The sequence below is a fragment of the Thermodesulfovibrio thiophilus DSM 17215 genome (assembly GCF_000423865.1).
Classification (GTDB): domain Bacteria; phylum Nitrospirota; class Thermodesulfovibrionia; order Thermodesulfovibrionales; family Thermodesulfovibrionaceae; genus Thermodesulfovibrio; species Thermodesulfovibrio thiophilus.
This window is the reverse complement of sequence record NZ_AUIU01000017.1, coordinates 1-25321: the sequence shown is the minus strand read 5'-3', so window position 1 is coordinate 25321 and position 25321 is coordinate 1. Positions and strand designations below refer to the sequence as shown.

The 25321-nt window shown below is 35.2% G+C and carries 29 protein-coding genes and 2 pseudogenes; 21 read left to right on the top strand and 10 right to left on the bottom strand.

Annotated elements, in window-relative coordinates:
- The first annotated feature begins 2 nt into the window (after positions 1–2).
- Together G581_RS0108550 and G581_RS0108545 are read left to right on the top strand one after the other, a co-directional pair.
- Positions 3–2885, top strand: a complete 2883-nt coding sequence (locus tag G581_RS0108550) for a conjugal transfer protein TraG N-terminal domain-containing protein (RefSeq protein WP_028845464.1) — start codon at positions 3–5, stop codon at positions 2883–2885.
- A 33-nt stretch (positions 2886–2918) separates the two neighbouring features.
- Positions 2919–3236 (top strand): hypothetical protein, encoded by a 318-nt coding sequence (locus G581_RS0108545; RefSeq protein ID WP_028845463.1) that lies wholly within the window; start codon positions 2919–2921, stop codon positions 3234–3236.
- A 5-nt stretch (positions 3237–3241) separates the two neighbouring features.
- On the opposite strand, the gene G581_RS0108540 is transcribed toward G581_RS0108545, so the two are convergent.
- The 6 genes from G581_RS0108540 to G581_RS11170 form a co-directional block, all read right to left on the bottom strand.
- Positions 3242–3472: an HMG-box domain-containing protein gene (locus G581_RS0108540; RefSeq protein WP_028845462.1), complete on the bottom strand. Its 231-nt coding sequence runs from the start codon at positions 3470–3472 to the stop codon at positions 3242–3244.
- A 149-nt stretch (positions 3473–3621) separates the two neighbouring features.
- Positions 3622–5055, bottom strand: coding sequence for a restriction endonuclease subunit S (locus G581_RS11750; RefSeq protein WP_156875245.1), 1434 nt, complete (start codon positions 5053–5055; stop codon positions 3622–3624).
- Complete coding sequence (locus G581_RS11175) at positions 5039–7450, bottom strand: N-6 DNA methylase (protein WP_051179111.1); 2412 nt, start codon at positions 7448–7450, stop codon at positions 5039–5041. Before G581_RS11175 ends, G581_RS11750 begins: the two co-directional genes overlap by 17 nt.
- Before the next feature lie 382 nt (positions 7451–7832).
- Positions 7833–8666 (bottom strand): thioredoxin domain-containing protein, encoded by an 834-nt coding sequence (locus G581_RS0108525; RefSeq protein WP_028845461.1) that lies wholly within the window; start codon positions 8664–8666, stop codon positions 7833–7835.
- 227 nt (positions 8667–8893) lie between these two features.
- The gene (locus G581_RS12365) at positions 8894–9301 is read right to left on the bottom strand and encodes a DNA methyltransferase (RefSeq protein ID WP_051179110.1); all 408 of its coding nucleotides are present in this window, start codon (positions 9299–9301) and stop codon (positions 8894–8896) included.
- Positions 9276–10283: a HEAT repeat domain-containing protein gene (locus G581_RS11170; RefSeq protein ID WP_051179108.1), complete on the bottom strand. Its 1008-nt coding sequence runs from the start codon at positions 10281–10283 to the stop codon at positions 9276–9278. Before G581_RS11170 ends, G581_RS12365 begins: the two co-directional genes overlap by 26 nt.
- Positions 10284–10662: 379 nt before the next feature.
- Between G581_RS11170 and G581_RS11165 the strand changes: the two genes are divergently transcribed.
- Positions 10663–11040 carry an STAS-like domain-containing protein gene (locus tag G581_RS11165; protein WP_051179105.1) on the top strand — a complete coding sequence of 126 codons (378 nt, stop codon included), beginning with the start codon at positions 10663–10665 and terminating at the stop codon, positions 11038–11040.
- Here G581_RS11165 and G581_RS0108505 read toward each other — a convergent pair.
- Positions 11007–11888 carry an ATP-binding protein gene (locus G581_RS0108505; RefSeq protein ID WP_028845459.1) on the bottom strand — a complete coding sequence of 294 codons (882 nt, stop codon included), beginning with the start codon at positions 11886–11888 and terminating at the stop codon, positions 11007–11009. The two genes, G581_RS11165 and G581_RS0108505, sit on opposite strands and share 34 nt — an antisense overlap.
- Positions 11889–12084: 196 nt before the next feature.
- Between G581_RS0108505 and G581_RS0108500 the strand changes: the two genes are divergently transcribed.
- The gene (locus G581_RS0108500) at positions 12085–12366 is read left to right on the top strand and encodes a hypothetical protein (RefSeq protein WP_028845458.1); all 282 of its coding nucleotides are present in this window, start codon (positions 12085–12087) and stop codon (positions 12364–12366) included.
- Between the two features lie 8 nt (positions 12367–12374).
- Here the strand turns inward: G581_RS0108500 and G581_RS0108495 are convergent, their stop codons facing one another.
- Positions 12375–13139, bottom strand: a complete 765-nt coding sequence (locus G581_RS0108495) for a PIN domain-containing protein (protein ID WP_028845457.1) — start codon at positions 13137–13139, stop codon at positions 12375–12377.
- A 305-nt stretch (positions 13140–13444) separates the two neighbouring features.
- On the opposite strand from G581_RS0108495, the gene G581_RS0108490 reads away from it, so the two are divergent.
- Positions 13445–13684: a hypothetical protein gene (locus tag G581_RS0108490; protein WP_028845456.1), complete on the top strand. Its 240-nt coding sequence runs from the start codon at positions 13445–13447 to the stop codon at positions 13682–13684.
- Between the two features lie 46 nt (positions 13685–13730).
- Complete coding sequence (locus G581_RS0108485; protein ID WP_169368428.1) at positions 13731–14192, top strand: Panacea domain-containing protein; 462 nt, start codon at positions 13731–13733, stop codon at positions 14190–14192.
- Positions 14193–14345: 153 nt separating this feature from the next.
- On the opposite strand, the gene G581_RS0108480 is transcribed toward G581_RS0108485, so the two are convergent.
- Positions 14346–14969: a hypothetical protein gene (locus tag G581_RS0108480; RefSeq protein ID WP_028845454.1), complete on the bottom strand. Its 624-nt coding sequence runs from the start codon at positions 14967–14969 to the stop codon at positions 14346–14348.
- 194 nt (positions 14970–15163) lie between these two features.
- Between G581_RS0108480 and G581_RS0108475 the strand changes: the two are divergent.
- Positions 15164–15370, top strand: a pseudogene (locus tag G581_RS0108475) (DNA cytosine methyltransferase); the annotation flags it as partial.
- 58 nt (positions 15371–15428) lie between these two features.
- On the opposite strand, the gene G581_RS0108470 reads toward G581_RS0108475, so the two are convergent.
- Positions 15429–15641: a TOBE domain-containing protein gene (locus G581_RS0108470; RefSeq protein ID WP_028845452.1), complete on the bottom strand. Its 213-nt coding sequence runs from the start codon at positions 15639–15641 to the stop codon at positions 15429–15431.
- Between the two features lie 484 nt (positions 15642–16125).
- Between G581_RS0108470 and G581_RS12085 the strand changes: the two genes are divergently transcribed.
- The 14 genes and pseudogenes from G581_RS12085 to G581_RS0108400 form a co-directional block, all read left to right on the top strand.
- Positions 16126–16269, top strand: coding sequence for a hypothetical protein (locus G581_RS12085; RefSeq protein WP_156875243.1), 144 nt, complete (start codon positions 16126–16128; stop codon positions 16267–16269).
- Between the two features lie 155 nt (positions 16270–16424).
- Entirely contained in the window at positions 16425–17099 is a 675-nt protein-coding gene (locus tag G581_RS11160) for a type II toxin-antitoxin system antitoxin SocA domain-containing protein (RefSeq protein ID WP_051179102.1), read from the top strand.
- Positions 17100–17327: 228 nt separating this feature from the next.
- A complete protein-coding gene (locus G581_RS0108455) occupies positions 17328–17738 on the top strand; it encodes a hypothetical protein (protein ID WP_028845451.1) in 411 nt (136 codons plus the stop codon).
- Between the two features lie 39 nt (positions 17739–17777).
- A pseudogene (locus G581_RS11155) lies at positions 17778–18278 on the top strand (type II TA system antitoxin MqsA family protein); the annotation flags it as partial.
- On the top strand, positions 18250–18672 hold the full coding sequence (locus tag G581_RS11150) for a hypothetical protein (RefSeq protein WP_239639054.1): 423 nt from the start codon (positions 18250–18252) through the stop codon (positions 18670–18672). The pseudogene G581_RS11155 and the gene G581_RS11150, both read left to right, overlap by 29 nt.
- 17 nt (positions 18673–18689) lie before the next feature.
- Positions 18690–19145 carry a hypothetical protein gene (locus G581_RS0108440; RefSeq protein ID WP_028845450.1) on the top strand — a complete coding sequence of 152 codons (456 nt, stop codon included), beginning with the start codon at positions 18690–18692 and terminating at the stop codon, positions 19143–19145.
- A gap of 520 nt (positions 19146–19665) precedes the next feature.
- Entirely contained in the window at positions 19666–20001 is a 336-nt protein-coding gene (locus G581_RS0108435) for an ArsR/SmtB family transcription factor (protein ID WP_028845449.1), read from the top strand.
- Positions 19994–20539, top strand: coding sequence for a DUF2703 domain-containing protein (locus G581_RS0108430; RefSeq protein WP_028845448.1), 546 nt, complete (start codon positions 19994–19996; stop codon positions 20537–20539). Before G581_RS0108435 ends, G581_RS0108430 begins: the two co-directional genes overlap by 8 nt.
- A complete protein-coding gene (arsB, locus tag G581_RS0108425) occupies positions 20536–21606 on the top strand; it encodes an ACR3 family arsenite efflux transporter (protein ID WP_028845447.1) in 1071 nt (356 codons plus the stop codon). The genes G581_RS0108430 and arsB overlap by 4 nt, the downstream gene beginning before the upstream one ends.
- On the top strand, positions 21596–22228 hold the full coding sequence (locus tag G581_RS0108420) for a class I SAM-dependent methyltransferase (RefSeq protein ID WP_028845446.1): 633 nt from the start codon (positions 21596–21598) through the stop codon (positions 22226–22228). The genes arsB and G581_RS0108420 overlap by 11 nt, the downstream gene beginning before the upstream one ends.
- Positions 22229–22243: 15 nt before the next feature.
- Positions 22244–22639, top strand: a complete 396-nt coding sequence (gene arsD, locus G581_RS0108415; protein ID WP_028845445.1) for an arsenite efflux transporter metallochaperone ArsD — start codon at positions 22244–22246, stop codon at positions 22637–22639.
- A gap of 1 nt (position 22640) precedes the next feature.
- A complete protein-coding gene (gene arsA / locus G581_RS0108410; protein WP_028845444.1) occupies positions 22641–24377 on the top strand; it encodes an arsenical pump-driving ATPase in 1737 nt (578 codons plus the stop codon).
- 10 nt (positions 24378–24387) lie between these two features.
- On the top strand, positions 24388–24777 hold the full coding sequence (locus tag G581_RS0108405) for an arsenate reductase ArsC (RefSeq protein WP_028845443.1): 390 nt from the start codon (positions 24388–24390) through the stop codon (positions 24775–24777).
- 215 nt (positions 24778–24992) lie between these two features.
- Positions 24993–25321 (top strand): cupin domain-containing protein (locus tag G581_RS0108400; protein WP_028845442.1); only part of this gene is annotated, 329 nt, incomplete at its 3' end.

Sequence of the window (25321 nt, the reverse complement as noted above, 5' to 3'; positions counted from 1 at the left end):
GCATGAGAAAGCTATTTGTTTTATTAATTCTGATACTTCCCTTTGTTCCTGCTATAGCATCTGCTGCTACATGGGAGTATATAACATATGGAGGCTATGATGCATGTCTTAGTGCATGGAAAAAAGTAGCCTTAATATTTTCAGATGATGCATACAAGGGATTATTTATAACAGCAGTGGTTCTTGGAGCAGGGTTTGCTTTTATCTCTGCTTATATAAGAATAGCAACAGGTGTTAAAAGCGGGATTCATTCATGGTTTGTATATATGCTTTTAGGGACAATGATTTATGCTGCATTTATTGTCCCTAAAGACAAACTTGTTATCTATGACCAGACCCTAAACAGAGGACCTGAAACAGTAGATGATGTTCCAAGAGGCATTGCCACTTTAGCAGGACTGTTAAACAAGATAGAAGTTGGATTTATTGATATAGTATCAACAAGTGCTGATCCCGCAAGTGATTACAGGACAAATGCAGGAGGGACTGGATTTTTATTACTTGATATTAATCCTGCACCTGCATCCTTAAGGGCATCACTTCAAAGATATGTTAAGGACTGTGTACTTGCTGAAACAGTAAGACCGGGAACACAGCTTAATCCTGATGCGATATCTGACGGAAGAACGTCATGGGATACTATTATAACAGAGTCACAAAATCCATCGCTTTATACAGTTTACTACACCGAGCAAAATCCTGCAGGGGAGACTAAAACATGTCAGGAAGCAGGACTTGCACTTAAACAGGCTTTAAATGCTCCTCAGATTCAACAGACCACCACAGAGGCAGTATGTTATTCAAACAGTTTTTCAGGGGGGACAGGATTAAATGCCTGCAGAAATCTTCTTGACAGCACAGTTCAGATGATTTTTCAAACAGGAGATACAGGGTTATACATAAGACAGTCTATTTTTGCAGATGCAATGATGGAGGTTATAACGTCAAATTCTACTACTGAGGCAATGAAAGCAATGGCTACAGCAAAAACGCAGTCAAACCTGATAGGTATGGCAGCACATGCAAACTCATGGATTCCTGTTATCAAGGAGACAATGAAGGCTGTTGCAATCTCCCTTGTTCCATTTATGGCTCTTATAGCTGTAACACCTCTTGCAGGAAGAGCCATAAGTTTAATAGCAGGCATGTTTCTCTGGGTTACGGTATGGGGAGTGGTTGATGCAATTTTACACAGCATGGCAGTTGATCTTGCAAAACAGGCATCTGACTCACTTAAAGTAAATGGTAATCTTGGTATGGGGCTTGTCCAGCTAATGATGCTTCCGCAGGATTATCTTCCTAAAGTGGCTGCAACATTTGGAGCTATCAGGTGGTCAGGACTTATGTTGAGCACTGTAATGACAGGAATGCTTGTTAAATTTGGTGGGGCTGCATTAGGAATGCTTGCAGGGTCAATTACTGGAGTTCCTCAGTCATCAGGAGCACAGTATGGTTCTATGGTAACCAATCCTGGCGGGGTAATGAGTGGAGAGATACTACCCGCTAAAACATATGCTAATGCTGCTTCTATGCAGGCAGCTCAGGGAGGATTTAAAAGTCTTATGGAAGGGTCGGCAAAGATGCAAGCAGGGCAACTGTCTGGGCAGGCAAGGACAGGTAATATGTTTGGAGGTGAGAGTATTGCTCAGGCTACTGCAACACAGCAGGCTTTTGGGATAAAATATCAAGCAGGAGCACAGCAACAGATTATGGAAAACACTTCTGCAGGCGATTATGGAATGCTTAAGTCAGGACAGGTAGCTCGAGGCATTGGTGAAATACAAGGTACTCTTAATACAGCAAAGGCTTTAGGATATCAGGGCAATAACGAAGAAATGCTCAAGCAGTATACGGAATTTACTGGAAGAGGTAGCATAATAGGGCAAGCTGAAGCAGATGCTTTAAACAAACAATTGCCAGGGCCAGGCAAAGCAATTAAGCCAGGCATGAAGCTCACAGGGTTTGGTGTAAATTCGGATGGAAAGGTTGGATATATAACTGCTCAATCGCAGGATGGCAACAAATCTGTTACTTACAAAGACGGCATGTTAATAGAAAAAGAGGCATTGCATAATGCAGAAGCTGGAGGATTCACTCTTAATGGAACAGCAGAAAGAATTATTGATGCCAAAACAGGACAGCTTCTTACCTCAAAATATGATGGAATTATAAAACATAAAAATGGCAGGCAGTTTGAAGGCTCCCTCGTTATGGATAGTAATGGCAAAATTGTAAATGTAAAAGGGGAAAGAGGACAGCAGTTTAATACGAAAGACATTGACAACGCCAGTTTCCAGAGATTAAGAGAGACAATAACGGGAAGCAGGAAGGACCGTTATCATGAAACTGTTAATGATTATTATGGGCAGAATACTGTTATTGGTAATGATACATGGAGAGTCATGCATGGAGAAGAAGGCATTATAGAAAAAAGCTATCTTGACATGTTCACGAAACATAATACACCACTGGCTGAAGAGGTTATGTCAACAACTGCAAAGCAAATTAATGAATACTTTAAGCATGAGGGATCGCTGAGGGATTACGTGAAAAGTCAGGGCGGGGTTGATTTATCCGCAACTCCTCTTGGGAAAATTCTTGGTATTAAGGCAGGAATGTCTTTTGAAGAAGCCAATCAGAAAGTAAGAGATTTTAACTTTGTTAGACATCAACTTTATAACAAATACGAAGAACTTGACCTCAACCGCTCTCTTACTGCACAGGAAAAGGCAAGAACTCTGGAAAAAGAAATATCGTCAATATTTGCAGAGGGAAGAAATTTATATAACCAGGAAAACAATCCATCAGGACCTGGAAGCGTAAGCTACAAGGGACCCTTTACTGAAGAAGATACGGTTAAACTTCCTGATGTTTATGGCAGGTAAATCAGCAAAAAATAAATTGGAGGAATTAAAATTATGTTAAAAATTAAAATTGGGGACAATGACTTAATTATCAGGATTTTTTCTTCAAATACAGAAAGAACTTTGGAAATCAATAAAGGACTTTATGACGATAAATACTGGCAGTTTCTGGTTTTTACAGAAAATACAGTTTTCCTTGAGGGTGCAGATTCTGTAAAAATTCTTGCAGTCAATAATGTCATGATTCAAATTGAAATTAAGAGCGTTAAACAGAGATTGCGTGATTTAACAAATAATGCAGATGTATTGGCATTCGGAATAGATGCTATTCCAAAAGGGAAAGAAAGAGATTTTCTGGAGAAATTACTTTAATAATTTTATCTATCATCTGAGGAAAAGCTTGATGGTTCTATAATAAGGTTACGGGAAGAACCGGGAGAACTGAAACTTTCATCTTCTTCAAATAAATACTCTTCTCCTCTGAGATTAGCCTCATCAATAAATTCCTTTTTCTCTTCTGGGTTCATGCTGTGCCATGCACTGAATAAAACTGCTCCGATTGATACCCCTGATATTAATATGATTATTGTTATGATAAATGTATCCATTTTATTTACCTCCTTTTATATTGTTCTGGTTACCTTAACCATCTGGTAACCAGAGGTTATCATTATAAATATTACTCTTTATATATAAAAAGGTCAATAAGGGAAAATATTTTTATTTTAATGAAACAAGAGAGGCAAGCAAGAGGATGTTATGCAATTCTAGAAATATACTCCACAGCTTCTTCTTCGCTATTTTCAATGGCAATCTCTACTGCTTTTTTTGCTGCCTCTAATAATTCCTTTGCCTTTTTTCTTGCCTCATGGGACTCTTGAACTAATGAGGCGATTTTTTGCTGGGTTGAGAGAGGAAGAATAGGGATATTTAATCTTTTTACTTGTTCTGGTTTCCAATGAAGTATAACAGAACCTCCTCCATCCCTTTCTATCTGCATTTTTCCAATAAGAGAATTTATACATAAAGCAAGATACTCTTTATTTATTTCGCTTTCGTCTATTTGTAATTTTAAGATACCGCTTGAGATTATCCCTTCAATTTGCTCTTTTACAACATACGCTATTCCAGGAGTTGCATCCTTACTCAATAGAAAATCGCCTTGCTGGGGTTCATAGGTTCCCCTTAATTGCTGATATAATCCTTCACTTATATATTTTTGGTCTTTGTCAGTAAATCCGGTTATAGAAAGATTGCTTACCCTGATAAATGGCTTCCCTTCGTTTTGGTAATTCTCGCTTCCAACTTCTATGCCTTTTTGAATGTTCAAAATAAATTTTCTAAGTGGTGGTAGCTCTATATTATTTTCTCTTAATTTCTCAATCACCTCTTCATACGCAGGCTGGAAATATTCTGCATCTATTCTGTGGGCAGATAAAACATTGGAAAGATTGGCGGTATATGTTTTTTTATATCTTGGCTTGAAGTCTTTAAGTCCGAGTTCTTCTAAAAGCAGGTTTTCGGCTTGGGAGTAAAGGAATTTTGATTTCTGAAAATGTATTGATGAATCTTTATAAATTTCAACTAGCTTTCCAATTTTAAAATCTGGAATTGGAAGTTCTTTAATGACTGGTAAGGTAAGGTGTGGTTGAACTTGTTGGCTTTTTCCTCTTAAAAGCAATGATTTGCCGTACTTACTTATAAGAAAAAGCAATATTGAAATTGCTTCTTCTTCTGAAAGTCTTGAGGTTCTAATAACTATTAAATCTCTGCTAAGAGCATATCGGTTAAATATATTAGGAAGAATCGCAGCAATCCCAACGCTTCCACCCTTAGTAATTACAATGTCTCTTGGACAAGTTTTTCTAATGGACGAAAACTTATCTGCTATTTCGATTGGTAAAAATAAGACATCTTCGGTTTTTAAAAAACCATCTATAATATCGCCAACTCGCAAAAACGGAATGCCTGATGTTTGATAGTATTCGGCAATGGATGGATAAAAGGCGCTTCCATCAACGCGGAGTTGTAGATTTTTTATGGTTATACAAGGTATTCTTTTTAGATGGTTTTCTATTTTTATAGATTCTGGATCGTAATATTCTGCATCCATCCTTATTCCAGTGGTTCCTCCTAGTTTGCTAATTCTTACAACATTAATTACCGCCATCTTTTCATCTCCAAAAATCAAAGTTTTGTTCTTTGGCAAACTCAATAAAAGCCTTTGCTATTTCATCTAAATCATGGTCAATTGCCGGGTGACCATGATTATCCATTTCTAAATCGCCGTTTGGTGCTTTCTTATATCTATACTCCCCGCTTTCGTCCTTTACCGGCTTTTCATTCACAGCAAAGAAGATTGGATAATCCATCTCTTGCATAACTTTTCCATCAAGCCAATATTTCTTAAATGCGGTTGTAATCTTTTCCTCATTTAAAACTAAACTTATCTGTCCTGTTAAAGTTCTTTGTGATATTTCTTTGGTGAGTTTGTCTATCTTGGTTTGTAGTGTTTTGATCTCTTTTTTCAGTTCAGTTTTTCTTGTGGCATCTGCATTTTCCAGCTCTTCTGTTTTTTCTCTTAGCACCTCGTTTAATTCGGATTTTTCCTGAACTAAAACAGCAAGGGGTTTCTTTTCTTTGTTTTCTTCTTCTGTTTCTTCAACCTTGGTTTCTTCTGATGGCAATTCCTCAATCTCTTCTCTACTTTCAAAATAAGTTTCTAAGAAAGAGTTTAGTTCTTCCGGTATTTCTTCTTCAGTTACCGAACTATCCCAAGCTATGTTTTGATATTTCTCTTTCAGGTTTTTCAAAAATTCTTCCCATTCACCCTCATATTTTGCTCCTATCTGTTGAATCTTTTCTTTTTCTTCATTTGTGTATTTTTGTAAGAACAAAACGCTTGTTTTTGTTCCTGTGTGCGGTTTGAAGGTGTTACCGTGTAAACCTACCACTGCTAAAATCCTTGCTTCATCAATAACAAATCTGCGGATATATTCAGCGTTTGTATTGTTTAATAATCCCTGAGGCAAAACAATAGCCATTCTTCCACCGGGTCTTATAAATTGGATACAACGCTCTAAAAAAAGGATGTGCCTTCCAATTCTGTTTACCCATCTTCCATTTCTCTCGGCCAGGTTATAGAGTCTTAAAATGTCCCTTTCCTTTACTGTCCCGGCAAAGGGTGGATTGGTCATTAAGACATCAAAATCAAAGAAGAGGAACTGATTTTGATTTTCTCTGTCTTTTTGAGGATCATCAGGGAACCGTAACAGCCTGCCTCTTAAACCTGATTTTGTTTCATCTTCCCATGTATGAGGTGCTAATGAGTTGTCTTTATAGACATGTGATTTGCCGTCCCCTACTATTAAGTTAATTGCTTTGGCTATCTTTACGGCTTTTTTGGCAAAATCGATTCCGTAAATCTTCGTCTGAGCAAAGTTTCTTGCGCTTTCAGGCAGCGGCTTTCCACTTATCATTCCGCCTGCAATCCACATCACAGAATGTAAAAGAAAACCAGCAGAACCACAGGCAGGGTCAATAACGAATTCATTAGCTTTAGGATTGAGCATTTCAACAACCATATCTTCAACAGGGCGGGGGGTAAAAAACTGCCCTTCTTTCTTTTTTGAAACTTGAGGTATTAAATATTCAAAAGCCTCATCTATAATGCGCAGGTTGGAATTGAATAATTTTATTTTTTCTAAGAAAGATACACAAACTTTTAAATGGTCGTTTCTCAATTCAATTTTATCTGTTGGCTCAAAAACACCCTGCCATTCTCTCTTTGCCCCCTCTAATAGATTTGTTATTGCTCCTTTTACCTGTTCCGGGCTTTTGTCTCCAACGAAGAATTCTAACTGATAGGAGGGGTCGTTAATCCCTCTCCATTCATCATAGAGTTTGGCGTAGATTAACTTAAAAATTTCTTCAAATGGATCCACTCCCGCGTTGCCTAAAACAAGCTCCTCTAAGTCCAGCAATATCTTTTTAAGTGTTGTATTACCCTGCTTTAATTCATCATGCTCTTCAAGCCATCTAAGAGTCCATCTTTCAGTTAAAATGTCTCTCAATGTTTCTGTAACTTTTGGTATCCTCGGAATTTCTACGAAAATATTAGGTTCTTCTCGGTGAAGCCTTATAATTTCATTTCCATTAGACCAAACACCAATCGGAGCACCTTCTGCATTACAATAACTCTTTAATTGTTCCAGTCCTGCAGTTCTTTGCGGCCTCTTTACTTCAAAGATTATGTATGGATGCTGGAGGTCTTTTTGAAGGACAACCACATCTGCTAAACCGGAATCTCTTGAGCCAAAATAAACCACTCTTTCAACATCTATTCTTTCTTTCGGGTAGTTATACTCATTCAATAATCTATAAACCCAAAGTTGCCTTACAATTTCCTCAGGTTTTGCGACTTTGTATTTATTTTTGATCTGGCATTTGATATGAAATTTTCCATCCCGTTCTATAATTAGGCTTTCTACTGCTTTAATCTCTTCACTTGTGAAAAGAGATAAGCCATGCTTTACATCTGAAGCTGAAAAAATCTGCTTTATTTTTGAGTGGTTATTTTCTGGCATTTCTCAATACTTCCCCTTAATAGTCCTTTCATGATTATCCATTTTATTTACCTCCTTTTATATTGTTCTGGTTACCTTAACCATCTGGTAACCAGAGGTTATCATTATAAATATTACTCTTTATATAAAAAAAGGTCAATAAGGGGAAATATTTAGCTATCAATAAAATCTGATACTCCTTTTAATGAAATTATTATTTTATCCATTAATAGTAAGAGTTACAGGATAAAACAGCTTTATGAGAAAATAGATGTTGAAAAAAAATAAATTTTTTTGTTAACTAAAAGGGCGGGTCAATTTTCGTGAAAATTTTCAATTTCAAATGTGCTTAACTTTGTGTGGAAAAAATTGTTGCAATTCCACTTTTTTTATTATATAAATTTTACTGACATTCTTTTATTTTATCAAGCACACCAGGATAATATCCGGATAAGATACATTTTTTCATTATAAATGATGGCACCCCATTAATATTCAACTGCATGGCTATATCATTATAATACTGTAGATAATTTCCCACATCTATATTGCAACGTAAGCTGTTAATCTTTTTAATATCCACTTTATTATTTAAAATATTGCTAATAGCTTTTTCTTTATTTGCACTACAAAGAATATACTTTAATAATTTGTCATCGCCATTAATAATTAAATAGAATGTTCCATCGTATTTTTTTGTAATTAAATCAGAAAGAAAGTGTCTACAATGCGGGCACCCTAATGATACAAAAGCAATTGCTTCATTCGTCCCCTTACCATTGCCGATTTTTATGAATCGGTCTTTGTTTAATTTGGAATAAATAACAGGTAACTTCTGTTTTATTTCCTCTTGCATTTCTTGCCTTTGAATTTCCATTAACCTTAATGATATATCTTCAACAAATCCATCCCTTGTATCTATTTGTAAAAAGCTACCGTTTACAAAAAAATTATTGCCAATCTTATATACTAAAACCGGGACTGTTCTATCACTGGAAGCATCTACATATAAATCAACCATATAAACAGTTACATTATCATATTGTTTTTCTTCTTTTAATAAATAGCCTCTAACTGAAGGAAATTGTTTATATATTACTTTTCTTAAAAGCTCTAAGTCATTTGTTTGACTGTTTTCCTTTACCGTATTACCAGCAAAACTGCTAACGCCTGACACCAAAATAAAACATAATGCAAAAAATAAAAACATGCTTTTTTTTACTAAATTGTAGTACATAATACATCTACCCCCTTTGTATTTGTTTTTTTTGTTATCTGCAATTTACTGAACAGCTGTTATAGTCAGCATACTCACCGGGCTGTATGCCATCACCTTTTCTCTCAACAAGATTGCAAAATTTTATTGTGCCATTAAGCGTGTTTAATGCAACACACACATATACAGAACGGGTTGCCTGCGAACCGGTAATAAAAGATGATAACCAACCAGATTGATTTGCACTGTCAGCATAAACAGTCGTTGATATAATTAAAAGTAAAAATCCTATTAAAAAAATCTTTTTCATAATTCACATCTATAAATCCAAGATTTTCTTTAATTCTTTCAAAGTACTTTGGATCTATTTCGGTTAAGAAAAAATATCTATCCAGAATTTGAGCAGCCTTTCCTAACGTACCACTACCGGCAAAAGGATCAAAAACTAAATCTCCCTTGAAAGAATAAAATTTTATCACTCTTTTACAAAGTTCCAATGGGAAAACTGCACTATGCGTTTTATCGAATACAGGATCGATTTCCCATACATTTGAGGTTTCGTAATTTCCAATTACCTTGCTTTCTTCAACCGTCTTTTGGTCATATTGTTTTATATTCCAATCTATTAGCTTATCTGTTTTTTTTCTGTATACCATAACCATCTCTTGTTCTTGCATTAGGTTTATAAGCAAGTGGTTTTCGATGTTGTAAAAATCCTGCATTGCGATTTTTTACACTTGCTTCTGGTTTTACCCAAACAATATCGTCTATAAATTCCCACCCCATCTTTACAAGTAATGGGTGAATATCATAAGGAATAGGATACCGCCTGCTGGCATGTTGCCTGCTAACACGAGGCATGATAATAGGTGAAGTATTTAAAATAAAGAAACAACCTTCTTTAGTAATTCTATGAACTTCTTTAAAAACTCTTTCCAGAAATTTTAAGTATTGTTCATAGCTTTGATAGATTGAGTAATCTCGAGCATTATAGTAAGGCGGGGATGTAAAGGTAAGATGAACTGACTCATCAGGAATGCACTTAATTATTTCCTGCACATCTCCAAGAACTACCTTATTTCTAAGAAAATCAGGAAATTCTGTATGTTTAAGAGCATTCTTTTTAGGTTTTTTCGGGAAAAATTCCTTTTTAATGACATCTTGAATTATTTCGTTGGGATGATTTTTTAGTTTCTTTAATTTTTTTGCGATTAACTGGCTGTTCTTAAAAACAAGAAGCCCCCTGATAGCTTGCATAACTACTTCGGGATCGGAATCTTTTAATAATTCAATAAGAAAAGGAATGGCTTTTGGGTCACGCAATCGACCTATAGCAGAAGTTGCTTCTCTTCTTACATCTGCACATGGATCATTAGTAATAACTTTTTTAAAAACAGGAAATAACGAAAATTTTTCCAGTTTAGCCAGATTTTTAATAGCTAAATATCTAATCTTTGCATCTTTATGGTCTATTAAATACAAAAGTGGAGCATCATCAAAATCATATGGTAATTTACCTAATTTATTTAATACAAAAAACAACATGCCATTATTTTCTGTTTTTACGAATGAATATAACTTTTTCGTGTTAGATTTTAATTCTTCAATGTCTTCTTTTTTTAAGCTTACATTATTCATATCTTAGTAAACTACATCATCAATTTTTTAAGAAATACTTAACAGAGTAATGATAAACTTCTTTAATTTTTATTTTAATTTCGTCGTATCTATCCCTATCAATGAATTTAATTTTCTTAAAATGTACTATTTCATCTTTTAAATGAAATAAGTTATTTTAATAATTTTTTTTATTTATTTTCCAATTTACACTTCGGAGTCAGATACCTTTTATAGGTCAGACGACATGATTATCTATGGGGCGGACGATTCTATCTCCCACTGAGCTATTGATTTTTAATAAAATATCTGAAATAAATTTTTCTTAATTGTTTTTTTCTATTTTCTAATTGACAAATAAAAAATATTTTCTTATACTTTTAAAAAGGGGTGTTAAAACATGAAAACGATAAAAGTAAAAGAAATAGTTCCATATGATTTTATAGGCTCACGTTTTGCGGGAGAAAAAATACGCAAGGTAATGGAGGAAGCATTTCAGAATGGAGAAACAGTCACTCTGGATTTTTCAGGGGTGGAGTGTATAAATCAATCATTTGGCGATGAAATACTGGGAATTTTTACCAGAGCTTTTGGGGTAAACTTTATCAAAGAAAGAGTGAAACTTGAAAATGCAAATGAGAAAGTTAGAGGCATTCTTAACTGGGTGGTTAAATACAGTAGAAAAATCCACGATTTTTCAGAAGAACACAAAGTAATAGTTATGAGGCCTGATATAGTCTTTTCTCAAAAAATATCTTCTTCTGAATTTTCTTCTTGATAAACATATAATTTCATAAAGTCAATAAAATCTAAGTTTATCACGTTCAAATCAAACTCAAAAGCAACAATACTACCATCCCATTTACAGGGAAGCTCAGTTGTCCTTATCTGGTTATTTTCTAATATTAAACAACCATCTTTTGAAACTATGGATAGATAACCATTTAATTTCTTTACCATCTGAGATAATGCATATAATCCTATGCCAATATTTTTAATAGCATTTTGATACACATATTGTATGGAGCCTGTTATACCTTTTTGAATTGCCTTCTTAAGAGCATCACGCTCATTGAAGATGTCATTATGTTTACGAGAAAGCGTAGCTTTAAATCCAACGCCACAATCAACAATAGATACCTGCGTTTTCCTTTTATAAGGATAATACTGTGCGCATGCTACTATATCCACAGTACTGTCGGAATGACTAACTGCATTGAGCATAACTTCACTTAACATATATTTGAGATAATCCTGGTAATCTTTTTTATATTCCATATCATCTTTAAAGTCTATATTTTTTAACATTTTTTCTGCAATTTCATTGGCTATTTTATCTATATTACTTTGCTGTCTGGTATTAATTATTTTTATTGACATAAAAGTTTGACCCTGTGATGAACAATCAGATTGCATTATATCTAAATAATTTTTTACATTTTTAGACGCAGGTTTAATTATTTCAATATCAGGAGTTGATAATTCTATAGATTTTATGATACTTATTCCAACAGGTTCTATCCATTTAGTACTAGATAAGTTTATTTTGCCTGAGATGGATGAATTTTTATTTTTAATAAACTCAGGTAACCAATTAATAATATTATCAATTCTTAATTCATTCATGGTAATTAATTTTAAAAAAATTACCTAAAATTCTCAAGTGCAATTGGTACTGTCAACTATTTTGTGTAAATTTGATAATGGGGCAAAATTTTAAAGTTAAATAAAAACAACAGGAGGATTATATGGTTTTACCTTATTTTATTTAGAAGAAAATGATTGTTATACTTTTATTTTCAAAGAAAAAATTCCTATAAAAATGCAAAAAAATGTGTTTTTTTATTTTCATGAAGAAGAAGGTCCTTGTATTTTTATAAATGATTTTTTTCTTATTCCTTTTTCCTACGTTTTTAAACAGGAACCAGGTGTTTTTACTGTAAAAATAGGTGCAATAAAGGGTAACACAAAAAAAGTTGAAATAATAGAGCAGGTTTTATTTGAAGAAAGATGGTGGGGGGCAATGAAAGGGTATGTGGATATGGTTGCTCTCTTTCAACCTTCTTCTGTAGAAAAAGAAGTTGGAACTAAAAACCCAGATTAATAAAAATTTTAATATAATAAACGATCAGAACCATATCTTCCTATGTTTTCACAGGGATCTTCTTCAGAAATAAATTTCCAGTCATCTGGAGCTGCGGGGGAGAACTCTATTTCCTCTGCTTCTTCAGGTTTTATGAATAAAAAGAAAAAGAAAGGAACAAGCAAAAAAATAAAAAATATAGCTAAAAGAGGAAATACAAAGAAAGAAGCTATAGAGCACCCCAATAAAATCTGTGCTGCTCTTCTCATATCTGCTGCTAGTTCCTGTTTTTTTGTTCTTAAAGGCATATCACTTGTTTTTATTTTTATTGGTTCTGATGGATTGATTTCTTTTATAAACAAGTAAGAAATATCTACAGTATTTAACTGTAAAGAGGCGGCTGAAACCCTCAGGTTAAGTTTATCACTTAATAAGGTTACTGTTTTATACGGGTTTTTTTCTTTATATAATAGAGCTGTTCCTAATACAACTTTATCTACAAAGCTTTCTACATTAACGTTAGGTAATTTTTTATAATCTTTTTCTATTACGAGAACAGAATCATTGTTTGGGTTTTTACTTCCTTTTTTACTGGTAAAATATTCTTCAATATTTTTAAATGCAGTTATGGCATTTGTTGCTATTTTTGGATTTTCAGAATTTTTTAATCCATGAAGCTCATTAAGCACTACATCAGGAATAACAATTACACCTTTTAAAGATTTAACAAAATTTGGATTTTTTATGAAAGCTGAAGAATCTGCTATATAAATATTAAAGTTGGTTGATGACATATAAATTATCTCCTTTTTATTTTTATTTGTGGTTATTTATATATATATTACTTTAGTTGATTCAGTATTTCAAGATTATTTTTTAATTTTTTCTTGCTTAAGCCTCCCTTAAATATCGTTCTGGTTACCCTGCAAACTGGTAACCAATTTCTATTACGAATTTGTTACACGAAACCACGAAACTCTCAAATAAAGCCACATTGTTTAATTTTTTTACTGCTTCCAACGTTTTTGTTTTTAAGTAAATTGTTACGATTTTATGTTAAAATTTTCTACCCTTAAAGTTAACATGTGATTAAACAAAAATGCTAGCAGACAAGGATATCTGGTGTTTTGAAGACAGTGCTACTAATTCATGGTATAAATTTAACTCTGATAGAGAACAGAAAAAAGAAATTTTTGTAATTAAAGATGGTAATCCTTATCCATTGTCAAGGGAATCTTCAATAGTTAGGAATATGCAAGAAATCAAGCAAATCAGGTTATACGTAAAACCAGATGACAAGACTAAAGCAAAGGAGGTATTAAAAAATCATGGCAAGTGACACACAATATAGTATTTTCAAACCTGCTACCTTAATATCTTATGTGGTGAAAAAATTAAGGGAGGAAAACCGTGAGCAAATTGGAAAGACAGTTATCCAGAAAATAATTTATTTGTTAACCCGTGAAAATATTGGAAAGTTCAATTATTCATTGTATCTTTATGGACCATATTCATCTGAAGTTGCTTCTGAATTAAATTTCGCAGAAGATACAGGCATGCTAAAAATTGACTGGATAGATGAAAAAGGATACTTCATTACCCCTACAGATGAACTTAATAACTACTTAGACCTTTTAACAAAAGAGGAAAAACAGGCTATAGAAAAAATTGTAGAAAAATATGGAAATTTAAACGTTGCAGAATTGTCAATTGTTGCAACCGCCTTTTACGTGCATGACTACTTTAAAGTTTCTGGTGATAAATTAATTGATACAGTAAAAGGTTTAAAAAATAATTATCCAGGGGAGTTAATTGAGAAGGCTATCAAGAAAGCAGGCTTAGGATAAATATTATATTAATTCTCATGCTTTTATAAAATTTAAGAATTCCAGAGCAGAGGTACTTGATACTTTCTTGTAATATATCAGGCTTTAATAAATTATATTGCACTATTAAAGCAGTTTTCGTATCAACTATTTATAAATTTGGATTCCTTCCTTTCACGATTTTAGTTTTCTTAATTTGTCTTTGTAAGAGTTCCACGCAAATTTTTCAAATACGCAAGTTAATATAAATATAAAAATTATGAACATTATGAAAATGATGAAAATGATATTTGGTGTTTTTATTAAATCATTAAATATTTTTAAATCAATACCTATTATCAAAAAATCAATAATTATTATCAATAAATCAATACCTATTATCAACAGTATTGCAATAGAAGAAATTAACTTAAAAAATTTATATATTTCTGGAGGGTCATCTATATTTATAGCCTGACACCATTTTGTGGGAACAATATTACCACAAATTCCAACCTTATTTTCAATTTTTGCCATAACTATTTGATTGGACCTGCTTGTGTAAGCAAATATATTGCATGAAAGCCGGAGGATTATCAGGATAAAAATCGCCACTATTGTAGCAGCTATTAATATCAATACTGAGTAACATGAATTAACCTTTACATGTTCAACATAATATACAAGCCCTGCTCCATAAACTCCCAGAGATGCTATAAGCTGCACGATTAACGTGAGAAAATTTTTTTCAAGTTCTCTAACTGATTGTGCAAGTGTGCCATACAGTGTTTTTGCAAATTCAACTTGTTCATTGTCCATTTTACCCCTCCATCAGATTTTTAATGCCTTATGGAATTCTCTAATAATAATATCTGCTGGTTACCAGCAGTAATATGTAACCATGCTATTTTGCTTAAATGATACTTAAAAAATAAGAGCATGTCAACAGAAATATGAAATAAATATAAAAAATGTTAAAAAGAATTCAAAAAATGTAATATAGGTAATATAGAATGAATAAAAACATTAATAAACAATGTACATTCGTGGAGTTATTTGCTGGAGCTGGAGGACTATCGGAAGGATTTATAAAAACTGGATTTTACCCTGTATGCCACGTGGAGATGGACAGGTATGCAGCTCTTACTTTGAAAACACGGCTTGGCTACCATTATTTAAAAGAAAAAGGCATGCTTGATATATACAAAAGCTATCTTCAAGTTGTAATTTTAACAATCAGTAAAATAAATGTTAAAAGTTTTACGCTATTTCTATTTTTTAATCCTCTTTTACAGGTAAAACATGAATTGCCTTGATAATGAGTTGAACATTATCTCCTTCCTTCAAATTAAGTTCCTCAAGAGACTCGGTAGTTAGCACTGATGCCATATCAACTGGATTTTTCACTTCAAATTTAACAATGGACATTACATCACCTTTTTTAACTGACTTAACTTTTGCCATTATTTTGTTCCTTGCACCATACTTCATAGTAAAACCTCCTTCTTAATTGTTATTTAGAGCACTAAAAATTTAAAAGAATTTTTTGTTTTTTAAACAATAAATAATAAAGTCATTAAATGTCCAATAGATTTTTTTGATTAACATGCTGAAAATTATAGAATAAACCTATAATATTTCTGAAGCTCAAAGGGGAAACCCGAAGGAAAAAAGCGGTAATTGATATAGCGATGGAATTGTTTACCTGTGATAAAACAGAAAAATTTTTGTTTGCCCTTATTGATTTTACCGCATTGATATGTAAACCACGACAGCCTGAATGCATAAAATGTTTTCTGAAATCAACATGCAAGTGGTATTCTTCAAACCCTGTTAACTAACGAACTGCTTAAAAATAATGTCACATAATAAGAATTTAGCTTTTGTTGATCAAGCCTTAGACTTATTAGATTGTCACTGATAGTTCCTTTCTCCTGTCCCAGAAAATCGTGTAGTTTTTTTACCTTTTGCTTTTATGGGAGGTGGTGGTGCAGCAAAGCTTCCAACAATTAAAACAAGTGGAAATTCAGCAAAAGACTTAATGAAAGTTCAACAACAGCATTGTCTTGAATGGGAAGATGAAGAACTAACTCCACAGATAACAACAGAAAACAAGTAAAAAAAGCAAAATTATCAAAGGCAGACACACGAGGTCTGCCTTTTTTTGCGGGTTTTATAAGGTTAATAAAGGAAATTCAAAATTTGTTAGAAAAAGCAACACAACATTGACAGGTATAATACAAAATGTATAATTAAATAAAAAAGGTGAAAAAAATGAATATTAACAGATTAATAGGGGAAAGAATAAAAAAATTAAGAACGATGGTTGGCTACACACAGCTTGAGCTTGCAGAAAAAATGGGAGTTTCCCGTCCTACAATATCCCAGGATTCAGAAGCACAAAAACATGATTTCAGAATAAGTGTTCCTCAAAAAAATATTGAAAAAATAAAAGAAGTCCTGCTTTACATTCTTAATAAGGTTGGTTCAAAGCCTAACATAGGGGAGAGTGTCCTTTATAAAATTCTTTATTTTATTGATTTTGATTTTTACGAGAAATATGAAGAACAGCTCATTGGCGCCACCTATATAAAAAATCACTATGGACCTACACCTGTTGAGTTTGTAAAAGTTGTTGAGTCAATGATAAATAACAATGAACTCGTAAAAATAGAAGATAAATACTTCAACTATCCCCAGACAAAGTATCTGCCACTTAGAAAACCTGATCTAACAAAATTAAAAGCTCATGAACTTGAAGTTATAGACGATGTAATAAATCGACTTGCAGATATGAATGCTGCTCAGATCAGCAATTATTCACATAAAGACGTGCCGTGGCAAACATCGGAGAGAAGCTGTTTCTTGAAAGAGCACAGGTGTACCGTAGGAAGGACAAGGCACTTAATCATCTGGCACTGCTTTTATACGGGAAGTAGTTTAAGATAACATTAGCAACATGTTAAATAGGAAACCCACTTAGATAGAACGAACTACCTAAGTGGGTATTTTTAATGGCCTACTGTATTGCGCTTAAAATAAGCTCGTAGGATCTGTTATCTTTAGTATACTTATTTTAATATAAAAATCAATAAAATAAAAATGCACTAATTGATGCATAAATCTTGACAAAAGGCATATAATATAGTATCATTGTATCACCAAAGAGGTGATGCAATGAATCAGCACTATAATCAGAATTATACCTGGGAACAGATTGATGAGATTTTGGCAATGATACATGACTGTATTAGAGAGGGCAGATTCATTATATCAAAAAATGAGAATAGACAAGAAAACATAGATTTTATAAATGAATATAATCTAAACAGCAGAAGGCAAAAGGAGATTTTACTGAAAATAAAAACAGAAGATTTTTGCCATTCATTGCAAAATACGAAAGTAGGATTTGAACATGAGGTTTTATATGTATTTTGTCCCCAGGTTACGTTATTTAACTTTGATGGCATCGAGGAGTTAGTTGATATATATACGAAATTTAATCTAATTGATAGTAAAAGTGGAAAACGAGTGGTTGTTATATCGTTTCATAAGCGAAACAAGCCGATTGATTATCTTTTTCGATGATCAATCAGAAAGTTTGAGAGTTTGAAAGGAGGCCGCCTTATGAATAGGAATAAGACATTTTGCGAGGAATGCAGAAGAGATGTCGAATACATGGTAGAAACAGCAACAATTAAGGGTAAACTTAAAGGCGAAGAATATGAGTATACTGGAAAGAAGGCTGTTTGTACGGAATGTGGGAGCGAAGTCTATGTAGCGGATATAGAGGACGAAAATCTAAGGGCTTTGTATGACACGTACCGTCAAAAAAACGGCATTATTTCGCTGGAGAAGATATTAGAAATACCTCAGAAATACAATATTGGAAAACGTCCCCTATCATTGCTTTTAGGTTGGGGAGAAATGACTTTTTCGAGATATTGTGAAGGTGATATGCCTACAAAACAGTATTCAGATATTCTTCAAAAGATTTATGATGATCCAGCGTATTATAAAGAATTACTGGAGAAAAATAAGGACAATTTAAAATCTCTGCAGGCATATGAAAAGAGTAAGCGGAAGGTACAGGAACTGCTTGGGGAAGAAAACAAAACGGGTTCAAAGCCAAAAGCATTTTGAGTTTGGAGTACCGACTATTACTGAAGAAATTAGTGATTGGATCAATAATACATGGACAAAATATCAGGTTAATCTTCTTGCTTTTGCATATGATTGGATAAATAATTTTTATGATAATGAGGAAATTTGGCCTTCAACACATAGAAAGAAGAGTCAATATACTTGGAGAAAGTATGACTACGATTATAAGCAGAAAAGTAATCTCTTTAATATTGATTCACTATACAGAAGAATGCCGAAAAAGCCCTTTATAAAAGGCAGAAAGCAAGAATTTGAAATTCTGTTTATGTATTATTGGCTTCATGATATGGTAGGCGATGACGAAGGATATTGGCAGCAATATTTAGAGACTGTTTTGCCAGTATTAAAAAGGGAGTAGCACAGGAGGTGTTCCAATTGCAGATACAAAAAGTAAGAATTGTTTCAAATAATATATGCTTCGGTCCAGAACCACTTCCTGATGACGAAGTGGAACAGCATTTGACCATTTCTGCTAATGGCGAAATATGGTTTACAGGATATAAATATGGAAATGGTTTTGGTCGGTTCGAGATTTCTAGAAAGCAACAGTTTAATATAGGGAAATCCGCAGTAAAGAAAATATTGGAGCTTTTCTCACAGTATATAGAAAGTGACCAATTGACTTACTATGCTACTGATATAGGAACTTGGGAAATGAAAATTACAGATACGGACGGTAAATCTCACAATTTTAAGGGGGCACTTTGTGGTGGAGTGACGGTTGGCGATACTGATCTGACATATTATTTGCGCGAACAAATTCCAATTCAAAACTTGTTCGTTTTTGAGGATAATTTAATGGAGCCAGATGAGAATCAAAATAGATTATAAAGTAAGGGGGTGGAGTGTTGTTTTTATCTCAAATTAAGTTAAAAGATAGTGAACCGTGTCCATGTGGTAGCAATATAAGTTTTCAAGATGTGTATCGGATATGGACTAAAAAATGCTGCAAAAGACAAATCTGGAAAAGTATACGAGCAAGCAACCAAAATTAATTTGTTTTTATAATTTAGTGGGTATGCTCCTATATACCTCGGTTTTACTAAAAACAGCCAAAAATCCATTGATATGTTCCTGTAAACGTAAGGTTCAGATTAGATGTTTTTAAGGGATTCTTTTGAGGTTGTGTGGTGGTTGGATGTAGGTGTGAAAATGAAAAACGTTGTTTTTACAATCTACACGGTTATTTAAGCATCCGTAATTAGCGGATGCTTCTCTATTTTAATGAAGAAACAGCTCCGCTAAAAATGTTCATGAAATATTTTATTTAAAATTTATATATCACATTGACTTTTTTCGATTTGACGCATATAATATATCATATCGAAGTTTTTAGATTTGAGGTGATGTTATGGATTACTACTTGGATAACACGAAAGTGTTTAAAGCGTTGGGAGATCCCAAAAGAGCGATGATTGTAGATATGCTTTCCTGCGGGGAACTTTGTGCCTGCAATATTCTGGAGAAGTTTGAAATGTCCCAATCCACACTGTCTCATCACATGAAAATCCTGTGTGAATGTGGGATTGTTAAAGCGCGGGAAGAAGGTAAATGGACGTATTACTCTCTGGATGATGATACTATCAGCAAAACAAAACAGTTTTTCTGTGCTATCACTTCCAATAAGGAAAATTGTATTTGCAAAGATAACTCAATTTGTTGTAAGGGGTGTAATGAAAATGAGTAAATGTTGTTGTTCTTCCGAGAATTGTTGCCAGCCGCAGCCAAAAAAACCTATCAACATTGATTTTCTGTATCTGGACACGACCGTTTGCGGTAGATGCCAGGATACTGAAAAGGCACTGGATGAAGCAGTTTCCAGCGTAGCCGTGGTACTTAATGCGGCAGGTTATGAAGTCAAGGTAAACAAAGTAAATATTACAACGAAGGAGTTGGCAATTAAATATCAATTTATCAGTTCGCCGACCATCCGCGTGAATGGAAATGACATCGCAGTAGAGCTCAGAGAATCACTTTGCGAGGATTGTGGAACGCTTTGCGGAGATAATGTTGACTGCCGTGTATGGGTATATAATGGAGTCGAATACACGTCCCCTCCAAAGGAATTGATTGTGGACGCCATCCTGCGCGAGGTATATAACACCGGGCAACGTGAGCCTGAGCGCAAAGCCTATCAGCTTCCTGAAAATCTAAAGAAATATTTTATAGCCAAGGCATACAAGGATAAAGCTGAACGGTGTGAGAAAGGCGGTAATACGATATGAGCAGAGAAAAAACACAAGGAATCGGTTTCTTTGAAAAATACTTAACGGTTTGGGTGCTTCTTTGTATGGCAGTGGGTATCCTGATTGGAAAGTTTTTACCTGGAATCCCAGCGTTTTTAGGACGTTTTGAATATGCAAATGTTTCAATACCTATGGCGATTTTAATCTGGCTTATGATATATCCAATGATGCTAAAAGTAGATTTTCAAAGTATTAGAAATGTAGGCAAAAATCCTAAGGGGCTTTTCGTTACATGGATAACCAACTGGTTGATAAAGCCTTTTACCATGTTCGGCATTGCATGGCTGTTTTTCTTCGTAATTTTTAAACCTCTAATTCCGGCAGAATTGGCACAAGACTATCTTGCGGGAGCAATACTTCTTGGAGCGGCACCGTGTACAGCGATGGTATTTGTATGGAGTTATTTGACCAAAGGCAACGCGGCTTATACTGTCGTGCAAGTGGCAACAAATGATCTTATAATTCTCATAGCTTTCACGCCTATAGTTGCGTTTCTCCTAGGTGTGGGCGGTGTAACCATACCCTGGGACACTCTTATTTTGTCTGTAGTATTGTTTGTTGTTATCCCGCTGGCTGGTGGTATAATTACCCGTAATTACATTACAAAAAAGCGAGGACTAGATTACTTTGAAAAGAGTTTTATACCGAAGTTTGGGAATATCACTACCATAGGTCTATTGCTAACACTAATAATAATCTTTTCATTCCAGGGCGATGTAATTCTGAATAATCCACTGCATATTGCTTTAATTGCTATACCATTAATTATTCAGACTTTCCTAATCTTTTTCATTGCATATCTAGCAAGCAAGGCTATAAAACTACCTCATGAGATAGCAGCGCCTGCCGGTATGATTGGTGCCTCTAACTTTTTTGAACTGGCAGTTGCCGTCGCGATTTCATTATTTGGAACACAAAGTCCAGCTGCACTTGCTACCATTGTAGGGGTTCTAACAGAAGTACCTGTTATGTTGATGTTAGTAAAGATAGCGAATAATACAAGGCACTGGTTTCCTGCGGAAGGAGGGCTGAATAGTGAGCAGTAAAAACTATTTCGATAGTGTATCAGACCAATGGGATACGATACGCCAGACCTTTTTCTCTGATAGTATTCGGGAAAAATTGTGTGAAGCAGCTCAAGTAAAAGAAGGATCAACGGCTGTTGATATCGGCGCAGGTACCGGCTTTGTTACGCAAGAATTGCTTAACAGGAAGCTTCGTGTCATAGCGATAGACCAGTCCAAGGAAATGCTCAATGTATTGGAGCAAAAGTTCGGTTCAAGCGGTGCAATCACCTGTATTCAGGCAGACGCTTATACGCTACCTTTAGAGAGTGAAAGCGTTGATTATGTAATGGCAAATATGTTCTTGCATCACGTTGAAAAACCGGGGCAAGCGATTTTAGAGATGACACGTATATTAAAGCCCGGTGGTAAATTAGTAATTGCCGATTTAGACCGGCATGATTATGAGTTTTTACGGAAAGAGCAGTTTGATGTTTGGCTTGGTTTTGAGCGCTCAGATATTAAGAAATGGTTTGCTGAAGCAAACCTATCCAACATAAAAATTGAAGATTTAAATGAACAATGCTGCTGCGATTCCTGTGAATCCTGTAGTAGTGCAGCAATTAACATCTTTATTGCTTCAGCCGAAAAATCATCTATATAAAAGGAGTTGATCGTTATGAAAAAAATGAAAATATTCGAACCCGCTATGTGCTGCCCAACTGGACTCTGTGGTGTGGGAGTAGACCCTGAACTTTTGCGTATCTCTACAGTGCTTGACACGTTAAAAAAACATGGTGTAATTGTTGACCGCTTCAACCTTAACAGTGCACCTGCTGAATTTATAAAAGACAAGACCATCAACGCCTATATCAATAAAAAAGGAACAGAGGGATTACCAGCAGTAATGGTTGATGGCGAGATTGTCATTACAGGCCGATACCCTACCAATGAGGAATTTACAAAGCTGCTTGATCTTCCCGAGGATGTGTTGGGAATAAAGAGGAAGCCCATAACAGTAAAGGTTTCTATGAAAAAATCCGGCGGCTGTAATTGCAAGGGAGGTTGCTGTTAAAATGAATTTATTCGATCCACAAAACATCAAATTAACGAAATATCTTTTCTATACCGGCAAGGGTGGCGTTGGCAAAACCAGCATCGCCTGTGCCACCGCTGTTTCTCTTGCGGATAAAGGCAAGCGTGTGTTGCTCATCAGCACCGACCCGGCTTCCAATCTTCAAGACGTGTTCTCGATGGAACTGACCAACAAAGGTACGCCTATCCCCGGTGTGCCTAATCTATATGTGGCTAACCTCGACCCTATACAGGCCGCAGCTGAGTATCGGGAGAGCGTAATCGCGCCTTATCGAGGCAAGTTGCCCGCTTCTGTTATCGCAAATATGGAGGAGCAGCTTTCTGGCTCCTGCACAATAGAAATAGCAGCATTCAACGAGTTCTCTAATTTCATAACAGACGAAAAGGTTCAGCAGGAATACGATCATGTTATTTTTGATACTGCTCCTACTGGCCATACCCTACGAATGCTTCAGCTTCCTTCTGCTTGGAGCAGGTTCATAAGTGAAAGTACACACGGCGCATCCTGCCTCGGTCAACTATCAGGCTTAGAGAGCAAAAAATCGATTTACCAGCAAGCTGTGGAAACACTATCGGATGGCAGTCTGACTACATTAATACTTGTTACCCGACCGGAAATCGCACCATTTAAAGAAGCGGAACGTGCTTCCGATGAATTGTCTGCGTTAGGTGTTAACAATCAGATGCTGGTTATCAATGGATTATTGATGGAGCATACTGATGCTCTTTCTTCCAGCCTTTACGAAAAACAGCAAGCAGCTATATCTAATATGCCGGAAGCCTTAAAGGCGTTTCCAATCTATATGGTACCTTTACGCTCGTATAATGTCACTGGTTTGGAAAATGTGCGTGCTTTGCTTACCACCGACTATGTCCCTACTGAGCCGCGAAAGTTGAATACTGACCATATTCCTTCGCTCAGCGATGTGATAGATGAATTAGCAGCAGAAGGCAAGCGTGTAATATTTACGATGGGAAAAGGCGGTGTAGGCAAGACCACCGTTGCGGCTGCTGTTGCGTTAGGACTTGCAAAGCGAGGAAAGAAAGTCCACCTTACCACTACTGACCCGGCTGCACATTTAAAATTTGTGATAGACGAAACAAGCGGTATATCCATGAGCCATATTGATGAAGCTAAGGAGCTTAAAAAGTATCAGCAAGAGGTGCTCTCCAAGGCACGCGCATCCGGTATGAGTGACGAGGATATTGCCTATATCGAAGAAGATCTTCGCTCACCCTGCACACAGGAGATCGCTGTTTTCCGTGCATTTGCGGAATTAGTTGACATGGCAGACGATCAGGTGGTAGTTATAGACACTGCTCCTACAGGTCACACCCTGCTCCTGTTGGAGTCCACACAGAGTTATAATCACGAAATACAACGTACTAAGGGAGAAATACCTGAATCGGTGGCACGACTGTTACCACGACTGAAATCAGACGAAACCGAGGTCATTATTGTGACCCTACCGGAAGCGACTCCCGTTTATGAGGCTCTTCGTCTTGAAGATGATTTAAAGCGTGCGGGCATCGCCGCTAAGTGGTGGGTGGTCAATCAGTCACTTTATGGCACGGATACGACAAATCACATACTGAAGGCTAAGGCAGCTGGTGAAATAGAATGGCTCAACCGCATCAATGAACATGCAAATGGGAAGTTCGCACTGATTTCATGGAGTCCTGAGGATATCAAAGGTGATCGCTTGTTGGCGCTGTAAGGAGAATAAAATGATAAAAGTTGCATTTATTTGTGTTCATAATTCATGTCGAAGCCAAATAGCCGAGGCACTGGGCAAACATTTAGCAGGAGATGTATTTGAAAGCTACTCTGCTGGCACAGAAACAAAACCCCAAATTAATAAGGATGCTGTGCGTCTAATGAAAGAGCTTTATGGTATAGATATGGAGAAAACCCAATATCCAAAGTTGCTTGATGATATCCCGCCGGTAGATATTGTTATTACAATGGGATGCAATGTGGAATGCCCTTACCTTCCCTGCAAGCATAGAGAGGATTGGGGACTGGATGATCCTACGGGTAAGAGTGATGAGGAATTTAAAAAAGTTATTTCAATAATTGAAGCCCGAATAATTGAATTGAAGAAGAAACTGATATAAAATTAATTAACGCCAATCGCACATTCAGTGGTTGGCGTTATTGTTAATTGACATGTTTCTTCGTACGACGGTTTTTCAAAAATGGTCAAAAAACCTATTGACATGTTCCCACGTACAGATGGTTTCAAAAATGGCCCACAGACATCAATTCCACCAACTCGAGCCACATTGAAAATGTTGCTTTAATGCAATTTGAAAAATAAAGGAGGACAGTTATGGCAGTGAAAATCAGTTTAAATGAATTACCAATGCAGCCTCATCAAAAATTCAGTGGAGTAAAGGTAGGTTATGTAATTACAAAAGAAAAACATCCTGAATTAAGTATCATTATAATGGAACTTGATCCTGGTGTTGAAATACCTTTACATACTCATGAAAAGGAAGTAGACAGCATATTTATAGTTGAGGGTGAAGGTGAAATATATATAGAAAACAACTGGCAAATAGTTAAAAAAGGTGATATTATAGCCATAGGAGCTAAAGAACTTCATGGATTAAAGGCAAAAGGACAGACACCTCTAAAATGTTATGTTGTCCATGCTCC

Excerpts from the sequence above, each read along its gene's own strand:
- G581_RS0108550 (WP_028845464.1), top strand. The coding sequence starts at position 3 with ATGAGAAAGCTATTTGTTTTATTAATTCTGATACTTCCCTTTGTTCCT.
- G581_RS0108545 (WP_028845463.1), top strand. The coding sequence starts at position 2,919 with ATGTTAAAAATTAAAATTGGGGACAATGACTTAATTATCAGGATTTTT.
- G581_RS0108540 (WP_028845462.1), bottom strand. The coding sequence starts at position 3,472 with ATGGATACATTTATCATAACAATAATCATATTAATATCAGGGGTATCA.
- G581_RS11175 (WP_051179111.1), bottom strand. The coding sequence starts at position 7,450 with ATGCCAGAAAATAACCACTCAAAAATAAAGCAGATTTTTTCAGCTTCA.
- G581_RS0108525 (WP_028845461.1), bottom strand. The coding sequence starts at position 8,666 with ATGTACTACAATTTAGTAAAAAAAAGCATGTTTTTATTTTTTGCATTA.
- G581_RS12365 (WP_051179110.1), bottom strand. The coding sequence starts at position 9,301 with ATGGTATACAGAAAAAAAACAGATAAGCTAATAGATTGGAATATAAAA.
- G581_RS11170 (WP_051179108.1), bottom strand. The coding sequence starts at position 10,283 with ATGAATAATGTAAGCTTAAAAAAAGAAGACATTGAAGAATTAAAATCT.
- G581_RS11165 (WP_051179105.1), top strand. The coding sequence starts at position 10,663 with ATGAAAACGATAAAAGTAAAAGAAATAGTTCCATATGATTTTATAGGC.
- G581_RS0108505 (WP_028845459.1), bottom strand. The coding sequence starts at position 11,888 with ATGAATGAATTAAGAATTGATAATATTATTAATTGGTTACCTGAGTTT.
- G581_RS0108500 (WP_028845458.1), top strand. The coding sequence starts at position 12,085 with ATGCAAAAAAATGTGTTTTTTTATTTTCATGAAGAAGAAGGTCCTTGT.
- G581_RS0108495 (WP_028845457.1), bottom strand. The coding sequence starts at position 13,139 with ATGTCATCAACCAACTTTAATATTTATATAGCAGATTCTTCAGCTTTC.
- G581_RS0108490 (WP_028845456.1), top strand. The coding sequence starts at position 13,445 with ATGCTAGCAGACAAGGATATCTGGTGTTTTGAAGACAGTGCTACTAAT.
- G581_RS0108480 (WP_028845454.1), bottom strand. The coding sequence starts at position 14,969 with ATGGACAATGAACAAGTTGAATTTGCAAAAACACTGTATGGCACACTT.
- G581_RS0108470 (WP_028845452.1), bottom strand. The coding sequence starts at position 15,641 with ATGAAGTATGGTGCAAGGAACAAAATAATGGCAAAAGTTAAGTCAGTT.
- G581_RS12085 (WP_156875243.1), top strand. The coding sequence starts at position 16,126 with ATGGGAGGTGGTGGTGCAGCAAAGCTTCCAACAATTAAAACAAGTGGA.
- G581_RS11160 (WP_051179102.1), top strand. The coding sequence starts at position 16,425 with ATGAATATTAACAGATTAATAGGGGAAAGAATAAAAAAATTAAGAACG.
- G581_RS0108455 (WP_028845451.1), top strand. The coding sequence starts at position 17,328 with ATGAATCAGCACTATAATCAGAATTATACCTGGGAACAGATTGATGAG.
- G581_RS0108435 (WP_028845449.1), top strand. The coding sequence starts at position 19,666 with ATGGATTACTACTTGGATAACACGAAAGTGTTTAAAGCGTTGGGAGAT.
- G581_RS0108430 (WP_028845448.1), top strand. The coding sequence starts at position 19,994 with ATGAGTAAATGTTGTTGTTCTTCCGAGAATTGTTGCCAGCCGCAGCCA.
- arsB (WP_028845447.1), top strand. The coding sequence starts at position 20,536 with ATGAGCAGAGAAAAAACACAAGGAATCGGTTTCTTTGAAAAATACTTA.
- arsD (WP_028845445.1), top strand. The coding sequence starts at position 22,244 with ATGAAAAAAATGAAAATATTCGAACCCGCTATGTGCTGCCCAACTGGA.
- arsA (WP_028845444.1), top strand. The coding sequence starts at position 22,641 with ATGAATTTATTCGATCCACAAAACATCAAATTAACGAAATATCTTTTC.
- G581_RS0108405 (WP_028845443.1), top strand. The coding sequence starts at position 24,388 with ATGATAAAAGTTGCATTTATTTGTGTTCATAATTCATGTCGAAGCCAA.